This is a genomic window from Myxococcus vastator, from assembly GCF_010894475.1.
GTDB lineage: Bacteria > Myxococcota > Myxococcia > Myxococcales > Myxococcaceae > Myxococcus > Myxococcus vastator.
In genome coordinates this window covers 1-9,095 of the sequence record NZ_JAAIYB010000346.1, presented here as the reverse complement: position 1 = coordinate 9,095, position 9,095 = coordinate 1, and the positions used below count along the sequence as shown (strand labels likewise).

At 70.6% G+C, this 9,095-nt stretch carries 7 protein-coding genes and 1 pseudogene; 4 read left to right on the top strand and 4 right to left on the bottom strand.

The genetic code is table 11. The annotated features are described in order from the left end of the window. Positions 1–126 precede the first annotated feature (126 nt). The 4 genes and pseudogenes from G4D87_RS27505 to G4D87_RS27490 all read right to left on the bottom strand — a co-directional run. Positions 127–585 (bottom strand): annotated as a pseudogene (locus G4D87_RS27505) (AHH domain-containing protein); the annotation flags it as partial. 64 nt (positions 586–649) lie between these two features. Beyond that, a complete protein-coding gene (locus tag G4D87_RS27500) occupies positions 650–913 on the bottom strand; it encodes a hypothetical protein (RefSeq protein WP_163785539.1) in 264 nt (87 codons plus the stop codon). 78 nt (positions 914–991) lie between these two features. Then, on the bottom strand, positions 992–3,859 hold the full coding sequence (locus tag G4D87_RS27495; RefSeq protein WP_163785537.1) for an FG-GAP-like repeat-containing protein: 2,868 nt from the start codon (positions 3,857–3,859) through the stop codon (positions 992–994). A 283-nt stretch (positions 3,860–4,142) separates the two neighbouring features. Then, positions 4,143–5,249, bottom strand: a complete 1,107-nt coding sequence (locus G4D87_RS27490) for a phosphatidylglycerol lysyltransferase domain-containing protein (protein ID WP_163785535.1) — start codon at positions 5,247–5,249, stop codon at positions 4,143–4,145. A 15-nt stretch (positions 5,250–5,264) separates the two neighbouring features. On the opposite strand from G4D87_RS27490, the gene G4D87_RS27485 reads away from it, so the two are divergent. Genes G4D87_RS27485 through G4D87_RS27470 form a run of 4 tightly spaced genes read left to right on the top strand, consistent with a single transcriptional unit; the run spans position 5,265 to position 8,924 of the window. Next, positions 5,265–6,059: a ferritin family protein gene (locus G4D87_RS27485; protein ID WP_163785532.1), complete on the top strand. Its 795-nt coding sequence runs from the start codon at positions 5,265–5,267 to the stop codon at positions 6,057–6,059. Continuing rightward, positions 6,059–6,676: a hypothetical protein gene (locus G4D87_RS27480; RefSeq protein ID WP_163785530.1), complete on the top strand. Its 618-nt coding sequence runs from the start codon at positions 6,059–6,061 to the stop codon at positions 6,674–6,676. Before G4D87_RS27485 ends, G4D87_RS27480 begins: the two co-directional genes overlap by 1 nt. Continuing rightward, positions 6,667–7,455: a 1-acyl-sn-glycerol-3-phosphate acyltransferase gene (locus tag G4D87_RS27475; protein WP_163785529.1), complete on the top strand. Its 789-nt coding sequence runs from the start codon at positions 6,667–6,669 to the stop codon at positions 7,453–7,455. The genes G4D87_RS27480 and G4D87_RS27475 overlap by 10 nt, the downstream gene beginning before the upstream one ends. After that, positions 7,446–8,924, top strand: a complete 1,479-nt coding sequence (locus G4D87_RS27470) for a radical SAM protein (RefSeq protein WP_163785527.1) — start codon at positions 7,446–7,448, stop codon at positions 8,922–8,924. The genes G4D87_RS27475 and G4D87_RS27470 overlap by 10 nt, the downstream gene beginning before the upstream one ends. Positions 8,925–9,095 lie beyond the last annotated feature (171 nt).

The following is a 9,095-nucleotide window of genomic DNA, read 5'->3' as shown; positions in this document are numbered from 1 at the left end:
CTGCTCCACCAGGTGCTCGTGGACCAGTCGTTCAATCTTCGATTCCAGCGTCGCAGGGGTTTTCGTGTGCATCCGCCACGGGTTGCACACCGCGACGACGGCCTCAACACTACCCCTGAACGGTTACAGCTGGGGCGCCAGGGTCTTCTCCACCGCCCTGGCGATGGACTCCTTGAGGGGCTCCAGTGAGAGGCCCAAGGCGATCCCCAGCTTGTCCCACTCACCCAAGCCCATTCCGTCGTCGAGCAAGGAGAGGCAGTGGTCCCTGCGCTGGCCCCGCTCACAGATGCCGCCAAAGCTCTTGCGCATCAGGCGCTGCCATCGACTGTCCGCAGCGTTGCCGGAATGGGAGGCGCGCACCAGCCAGCCTTGCCGCGAAGCACGAAGCGTCAGGGGCACATCCAGCACCAACTGCCCCAGCGCCTCCTCGAATGTTTCCGCGTCCACCTTCACGGACTTGTGTGCGGAGGATGGCCTGTACTCCAGGGACGAGCCCTGTCCCGTGTCGAGGCGGACGACACGCGGCGAGGCGCACGCATTGAGGAGAGCGAGGAGGAGGACCACGACGCTCAGGCGGATTGCCATGTGACGCCTTCAGAGCGAGGACGACTCCAGTCTACGGGAAGGCCTCCCCCAGAGACGATGATGTTCAGGGTCTCATCTTCATCCGACAGCGGAGAGTGATGCGGCCCTGCCTCCGCGCCATGGTGTCGCCGGTCCGGGAATCTTCCCTCTCTGATGGGATAAGGACCGAGGAGAAGGCTTCGTCCTCGTGTGCCGGCGAGGCGTAGTCAGTCAGGCGGAACGGGGGGAACGCCATGTTGAGCGCCGTGAGGAAGCTGATGGCCTCGCCGCTCACCCGCAGGATGATGGCGGCCGTCGCATTCGCGTTGGCCGAGCGGGCTTCACGCACGCCTGCCGAAAGGACACGAGGCACCTGGCGGACCGCGCCGCCGTGAAGGACGGCGCGGCCCGCGCACTTCACTTCGCGCTACTCGACGAGCACGAGCACGAGCACGAGCACGACTTGCTCGGTGGTGTTGCCCGCCGCGTCCGTGGCCCGGACGAGCACGACGTTGTGCCCGGGGTTCGACAGGGTCACCGTGTTGGTCGCGACATTCGTGCCCGCGCCCACGTCGGTGCTGTTGACCCAGTTGACGGTCACCCGCACCGGGCTGAGGTCCGTCACCTCGGAGCGCACCTCCACCACCGGGGACTGGGGCTCATCCGGAGCCGGGGACAGGACGCGGAGGATGGGCGCGGTGCGGTCCACCGTCATCTCCCGGCGCTGGGTGGTGATGCCGCCATCGACGCTGATAACGGTGAAGGTGATGAGGTGGTGGCCCTCCGCGAGGTCCACCCAGCTGAAGACGAAGCCACCGCCGCTGTCCGGGGTGAGGCGCTGGGGCACCCCGCCGTCGATGGACAGCAGCACCGTGCTGATGGCCGCGCCGCCGGGGCTTGCAACGGCCCAGCCACAGGCCTTCACCTGCGCGGCGGACGTGTAGCGTGGCGGTTCGCACATGGTGAACCCGGGCGGGGTCGCGTCACGGGCCACCACATGGATGGCCGTGGTGCAGGAGGCGCTGTTGCCCGCCGCGTCCGTGGCCGAGTACGTCACCGCCGTGGTGCCCAGGGGGTAGACGCCAGCCGGTGGGCCGCTGACCGTCGCGCCGCACGCGTCGGAGACGGTGGCCTCCGCGGGCGTGACGAAGGCGCCCTCCGCGCCCGTGGCGTCCACGATGCGCTCGGCCGGGCAGGTGATGACCGGCGGCGTGACGTCGACCACGGTGACGGTGGCCGTGCAGGCGTCGCTCGCCTGACCATCGGAGACCGTCAGCGTGACGGTGTGGGTCCCCACGCCGAAGGGGCCAGCGGGCGACTGAATGATGGAGAAGGGGCCGGGCTGCTGGTCCGGGTCATGGCTGCCGTCGTCCACGCTGGCCGGAGCGCCGCAGGCCGAGGCCTCCGCGTGGAGGGTGACGCTCCGGCAGACCGCGACGGGCGGCGCGTTGCTGGAGCAGGCCAGGCTGACGGGCGCGCTGCCGCCGTTGTTGGTCTCCACGCACTCCGTCTCGCGGCCGGTGCCAGTGCCGTCGTCATCCGCCACGGCCCAGAGCTCGGCGGTGCCTCCGGGGGCGGAAGCCAGCGCGAGGGTGGCGACCGCGCCATTGCCCGCGGAGAGCACGGAAGGGACAGTGGCCACGCCCAGCAGCGTGCCGCCCGCGTCCGGGTTGCCCTGGTAGAAGGCCACGCGGAGGCCGGCGGAGACGGCGGCGTCACCCTGGTTGTAGACGTTCGCGCTGAGGAGGAGGGTGCCCGTCGTCCGGTCGCAGGTGGTGGAGACCCCCGTCACAATCACGTCGGCCGCGGCGTAGGGGCTGGTGACGCCCGAGCCCTGGCTGTTGGCGCGGAAGGTGTTGAGGCCCGGGGTGCGCCAGTTGGCCACGGGGTGAGCGGGGATGGTGCCGTCGTCGTTGACGTTGGTGACGGAGTACGCGTGCTGGTTCCAGATGCGGCGCGTGTTCACCCAGCCGTCCTCGCGGTCGCGGTACACGCGGATGCCGGCGGTGCCGGCGAAACCATAGTTGTTCGAGGCGACGACAATCTCCGCGTTGTCATCACCGTCCACGTCGACGATGAGGGGGTTTTCGTAGGTCGTCCCGGAGGAATGCGCCACGTCGAAGCGCACCGCGCCCGTGGCGCCATCGTAGACGCGCAGGCGGCGCTCGTCGCCGTAGACGACCTCGGCGCGGCCATCGCCCTCGAAGTCGAACGTGGACGAGCCTGTCACGTTCGAGCTGTTGTCCTGGGTGACGCTGGACCACTTGACCGCGCCGTTCGTCTCGAAGACGGCGTAGCGCGTGGCGCCGGCCACGCCAACCTCCGGCTGCCCGTCGGCGTCGAAGTCGGCGATGTTGGGCGCGCCCCCGTTCCCTCCACCGGGGATGCTCTGGGTCCAGAGCAGCGTGCAGTCGTCATCCAGCAGCGAGACGCGGCCCGACCACACCACCACCACCTCGCCGTGGGAGTCGCCGTCGAAGTTCCCCACCCCGGACAGACCATTGCCAATGCTCGTGTTGCGGCACTTGAGCGTGCCGTCATGCCGGTAGATGGCCCGACCGTTAACCACCTCCTGCAGTCCGTCTCCGTCGATGTCCGCCGCGAACGCGAGGGGACCGACGGGGCCACCCATGCCGTCGACGCCCACCCACTTCAGCGCGCCCGTGTGACTGAAGACATGGTTGCCATTGATGATTTCCACCAGGCCATCGCCCTCCAGGTCCGCGAAGGCCACGCCGCCCCAGTTGTTCGCGGGAATGGAAGTCCGGAACTTGAACGCGCCTGTGTTCTCGAAGCAGAGGATGCCATTGCCGCTCTCCGGAATGGCACACAGCTCCACCAGGCCGTCTCCGTCGATGTCCGCGCCGGCCACGCTCGCGGCGCCGCGCACGCGCAGGGCCGGGTCCGTCACCGTCCACAACTCCGCGCCGTCGGCGCCGCTGATGGCTCGCAGCACGCCGTTGGTGGTGTAGTTGGAGCCCACGAAGGTGCTGAAGACGATGTCCGGGACACCATCGCCATTCACCTCCACGACGATGGGCGTCATCATGACCTGGACGTGGGTCGGCAGGACGGGGCTTCCGCTCCAGGCCCACTCCAGCTCCGGCTCGAAGTTGGGGTTGAAGGGCGGCTGGACCTGGCACTCGCCGTTCGCCTCGGCGGCGTTCTGCCCCAGCGCGTCCTGCTCCGCGGGGCCTATCTCACCACACGCTGTCAGCGCCAACAGCGCCGCGGCCGTCAGCCGGATGCCAGGCCTCCGCTTCCAGATGCCGTCCCTTTTCGTGCTCTGATTCATCGCAACCCCTCATGGCCTGTCTGGGATGACAGGACTTCGTGAGGGCCCGGGTATAGAGATTGGTTTTGTACAATTGCAACTGGGTCAAACCTGAACTCAGTGGCAGGTATCCTTCATGCGTGTTGGCGCGGGCGAGAGGCCGCATCCTCCCCTGGCTCAGGAGGCTGGCGGTGCTCGTCATCCGGCAGGTGCAGCATGAGGCGTTCACGGCCGCGGCGGAGGGAACCTTCGTCCGGTGCATCGAAGACAGGCTGCGGCGCTTCTGGCCCTATACGTGCGGTGTTCAAGCGGATGAAGTTGTAGCCTGCGGCGCGGCCCCGCTTGCCCGGGCGCGACTGGAGAGACTCCGGCGGAGCACCTCCGTGAGGGGCACGCCGCACGCGCGCAGGAGCGACAGCAGCGCCGTCACCGCCCACGGGGACGGCGTCACGAAGTAGCGCTGGGGCGTCCCCCCGGGGAACGCGTCCTTCATCTCGCGGAGGCGGGCAAGGTAGTCGACGCCCGCGAGTCGGCGCTCCAGCCACTGCACCTGGCGCGCGAGCCCCGGTGAGCAGCCGCCGGTGTCCACGCCGTACAGCGGGCAGAACCCCAGCGAGAGCTGGCTGACGCCCTCCACCCGCAGGCGGGAGGCGAGCGTGGCGACGGCCGCGTAGTACACGCCCCACAGCCGCGTCGGCTCGAAGCGGATGAGGTTGAGCAGGTAGCCCTGGACGCGGCCCTCGTGGAAGTACGGGTCCAGCACCGCGTAGCCGAACACGCGCGCGTCGGCGCCCTGGCGCAGGAGGAACATCCGCGCGAGCCCGTCCCCGTCCAGCGTGAGCGGGCGGTTGAGGAAGCGCATCTCCACGGGCACCGAGCTGCGGCGCAGGTACGCGCGGGTGATGGCCTCCACCCGGGCGCGCGCCTCGTCGCCCAGCGCCGAGGGCTGGACCTCCCGCACCTCGAAGCCGCCGCGCGCCGCCTTCCGGAGCGCGGCGTCCACCTTCGCGGCTCGCGCGGACTCCGGCGCGTCGAGCGCGAGCACCTTGTCCATGCCCATGCCGCTGACGCGGTAGCGAGGCCCTCCGAGCCCGGCGGCGAGCATCGCGACGTCCCGCTGCACGTAGAAGAAGAGGGGGCGCCTGCCCGTCCGGAGGAAGCGCTGGACGAGCTCCGCCCGGTCACCCGCCGCGCACACCGGGGGGCCGAGCGTCAGGTCGAACCCGAAGGCCCGCTGGTAGGGCACGTAGCCGAAGGAGGTCTCGAAGTAGGAGAGGCCCGGCTGGAGCGTTGAGTAGGAAATCGGGTCCGCGCCGTGCGCTCGCACCAGGTCGTGCTTCACGCCGCCCACGATACCGGGCCGGGGGCCGGGGGGCGAGATGCGGGCCCGGCGTGGCATAGTCGCGAGCATGAGGGAGCGCGGCACATGACGCACGGCTGGGTGGGACCTTCCGTGGAGCGACTCTGCGAGCTGGCCATGCGCGACCAGTGGCGGCTCGAGGACCTCGGCTGGAGCACCGTGGACGTGTCGGCACTGCCGGAGTCCTTCCGCCAGACGGCGGCCGAGGCCTTCGTGCAGCTCCAGTGGGGTGAGCAGACCGCGCTCTTCGCCGCGACGCGCCTGCGGGAGTGGCTCCCCGAGGGCCCCGCGCGCGCCTTCCTCGCCACCCAGCAGACGGACGAGGCCCGCCACGTGGCCTTCTTCGAGCGCGTCGTCGGCCTCTTCGGGTGCGAGGGGCGCGTGCGGCCCTCCGTCGCGCGGCTGATGCAGGAGGTGCGCGAGGCGGACACGCCCGAGGCGCTGCTGCTCGGCATGCAGGTGCTCATCGAGGGCGTGGCGCACTCCCTGTTCCAGGAGGCGGTGAGGCTCGTGGAGACGCTGGACGACGTGGAGGGGCTCGACAGCTCGATTCGGGCGCTGAAGACGCTGGTGGCCGAGTCCCTGCCCCGGCTGGCGCGGGACGAGAGCCGCCACATCGCCTTCGGCCTGCACGCGCTCCGTCAGCGCATCCCCCGGCTGGACGGCGCGGCGCGCCTGCGGCTGGAGGAGAAGGTGGCCCTGTGGGGCGAGTGGCTCCTGGAGCAGGTGCGCGACCCGGACCTCATCGTGGGCATCGGCATGGATGGGGGCGCCGTGTGCGCGCGGCTCCTCGAGGACCTCAACCTGCGCATCGCCCAGGTCGGGCTCCACACGCGGCTGGCTCCGCTGACGGTGGCGTGATGCGCACCGCGCGCGCCATTGACGAGCGGATGGGCTTCTTCGTGAAGCACGGCCACCTGGACCGGTTGCCGTCTCCGTGGCAGGTCCGCGTGGGCGGGCTCGCCATGCTCCCCGTCACGCTGAGCGAGAGCGAGCGGGAGCGGCAGCGCAGCCGGAGCACCTGGATGGGACAGGTGCCCATCCGCGTGCCGCTCCAGGTGCTCTACAACCCGCGCCAGCTCCTCGCCGACTCCGGGCTCACCCAGCGCCCGGAGAGCATCGTCCGGCACATGGTCAGCGTGTACCACGAGGACGCCTTCCTCGGTTACGACCTGCAGCTCCTGCAGTCCCACCCGGGCGGCCTGGCGCTGCTGCGCGAGGAGGCGTCCAAGGTCGTCGACGGCCGCACGCGCTGGGCGCCCTACCTGCGCGGACTGGTGGCGTGGCCGGGCTACCACGCGCGGCTGGTGGAGCTGGCCGAGGCCGCCGAGCGCTTCGAGTACCCGGACGCGCTGAACGTGGACCCGCGCTTCGCCACGCTCGTCGGCTTCGCGCGGTTCTGCGGCGCCATGCCGGACTGGCCGGAGCGCGGCTTCTACGGCTTCGACCTCGACAAGCTGGTGCGGCGATGGCGGTAGCGCCCGGCGCGCTCGCGGCGGTGGACCCCGACTTCCAGCGGCGTCACGTCGGCTGGCTGACGCGGGCGCTCCACGCGTGGTTCCGCGTGGACGTCCAGGGAATGGAGCACCTGCCGTCCCGGCCCTTCCTGGGCGTGGGCAATCACAGCGGCGCGGCGATGATTCCAGACACGCTGGTGTGGCTGGGCACGTACCACACGTCCGGCCGCCAGCCTCCGCTGGTGACGCTGGCCCATGACGCCATGTTCGACGTGTACCCGCGTCCGCTCGCGCGCTCGCTGGCGAAGCTGGGCGCGGTGAGGGCCCGGACGGAGCTCGCGCGGGAGGCGCTCCGCCAAGGCTACGCCGTGCAGGTGTATCCGGGCGGAGATTACGACGCGTGCCGGAGCTTCTCGCGCAGGAACGAGGTCGTCTTCGCGGGCCGCAAGGGCTACGTGGCGCTGGCGCGCGAGGCCGGGGTGCCCATTGTCCCCGTGGTCTGCGTGGGCGGGCACGAGGCGCTCGTCGTCCTCTGGGACGGGGCCTCGCTGGCGAGGCGGCTGGGGTTCGACCGGCGCTTCCGGCTGAAGACGTTCCCCCTGTCCCTGAGCCTCCCCTGGGGGCTGTGGCTGGGGCCGCTGCCGGGCTACGTGCCGCTGCCAGCGAGAATCAGCGTGCGGGTGCTGCCGCCCCTCTCCCCGGACGACGGGGACGTGGACGCGGTGGACGCGCGCGTGCGGACCTCCATGCAGTGCGCCGTTGACGAGCTGGCGAAAGGGCGACGTTTCCCATGGTGCTGAAGAAGGTCTCCCGGTTCAGCGAGGCGCTGGAGGTGGACACCGCCACCGAGCCGGAGCTCGGCGCCCGGCTGGAGCGGCTCTGGGCCCAGGAGCCGCTGCTGCGGCCCCGGCCGGAGCTGCACGACTACCAGCTCACATACCCTCCCGCCGTGCAGTTGGAGAAGCGCCCCGGCTACCAACGCGCGCCCACGGACGCGGAGTACCTGCGCGACGCGGTGGGCCCGTTCTCCGCGGGTGGGTACTACTTCCACTTCGGCTTCTGCCAGTACCGCTGCCGGTACTGCTTCCACTACGAGCTGCTGACGAAGCACACCGAAGACTTGATGTCGCGATACGTGAACGCGCTGGCGCTGGAGATGCGCCGCGTCCGGGAGCTGACGCCGGGCCTCAAGCGCGCGCTGTACTTCCTGGGCGGCGGCACGCCCACCGCCTTGCCCTTGCACCTGCTGGAGCGGTTCCTGGAGCGGCTGCTGTTCCACTTCGGCCCGCCCATGACGTCGATGAGCACCGTGGAGGCGAAGCCGGTGACGGCCTCCGAGGAGAAGCTCCACGCGCTGGTGCGGGCGGGCTTCCGCCGCATCAACCTGGGCGTGCAGACGCTGGACCCGGAGCTGTACGCCTTCCACCACCAGAAGGAGGAGCTGCGCATCGCCTTCGAGGCGATTGAGCGCGCCCGGCGCGTGGGGTTCGAGTTCGTCAACGTCGACATCATGACGGGCCTGGAGCGGCAGACGCCCGAGTCGTGGCGGAAGACGCTCGCCGAACTGGAGCGGCTGGCCACGAGCGGCGCGGTGGACAGCGTCTTCATCTACCCGTATCACGATGACCCGCGCAGCGGGACGTACGGCAAGCCCGGCGCGGTGCCCTCGTGGGCGCGGACGGCGCACAGTGATGCGCAGGCGCGGGCGCTGTTCACCCGGCTCGGCTGGAAGGAGCTGGGGGCGCGCTTCTACCGCTCGCCCCGGCACGTGCGGCGCGAGCTGCTCGAGCTGGCGCGCGTGCGCGTCAACCCCGCGTACGGCGAGGTGCTGTACCACGGGCTCGGCAACTCCAGCTTCTCCATTGGAGACCGGGCCACGTTCCTCAACCACCGCGACGTGAATGACTACTGCACCGCGGTGGAGAAGGGCGGGCTGGGCATCGCGTACTGGCGGACGCTCGACGACGCGCAGCGGGCGACGCGGGACGTGACGTTCGACCTCCTCTACAGCCCCTTCACCCGGGTGCGCTCGCGCGCGAAGAAGTACGGCGCCCAGACGATGGCGCATCACCGTCAATTGCTGGCGCGGTGGACGGAGCTGGGGCTGGGCGAGGAGCACCGGCTGCTCGGCACCTTCAGCCTGACGCCGCTGGGCAAGCTCGTGCACCAACAGCTGATTCCCCAGCACTACCTGCCCGAGGACCGCCGCGAGCTGGCCGAGGCCATGGCGCTGCGCCAGCAGGCGGGCCGGAAGTACCGCGGGTACTGAGGAACACCCGGGGCCCACCTGGCAGGAGGGACACGCGCTCCCGCCGAGGCGCCGACGGAGTCGCTCCCATGCAGGGGCCTGTCAGCCCAGCAGGCGCCGCACCACGTCCACCAGGTCCTGGCGCACCAGGTCGCCCTTGGTGATGTAGCCATCCACCCCGGCCGCCAGCCC

Bases quoted from the DNA above. Each gene is read 5' to 3' on its own strand.
- G4D87_RS27480 (WP_163785530.1), top strand. From the start codon at position 6,059: ATGCGCACCGCGCGCGCCATTGACGAGCGGATGGGCTTCTTCGTGAAG.
- G4D87_RS27495 (WP_163785537.1), bottom strand. From the start codon at position 3,859: ATGAATCAGAGCACGAAAAGGGACGGCATCTGGAAGCGGAGGCCTGGC.
- G4D87_RS27485 (WP_163785532.1), top strand. From the start codon at position 5,265: ATGACGCACGGCTGGGTGGGACCTTCCGTGGAGCGACTCTGCGAGCTG.
- G4D87_RS27470 (WP_163785527.1), top strand. From the start codon at position 7,446: ATGGTGCTGAAGAAGGTCTCCCGGTTCAGCGAGGCGCTGGAGGTGGAC.
- G4D87_RS27490 (WP_163785535.1), bottom strand. From the start codon at position 5,249: ATGCTCGCGACTATGCCACGCCGGGCCCGCATCTCGCCCCCCGGCCCC.
- G4D87_RS27475 (WP_163785529.1), top strand. From the start codon at position 6,667: ATGGCGGTAGCGCCCGGCGCGCTCGCGGCGGTGGACCCCGACTTCCAG.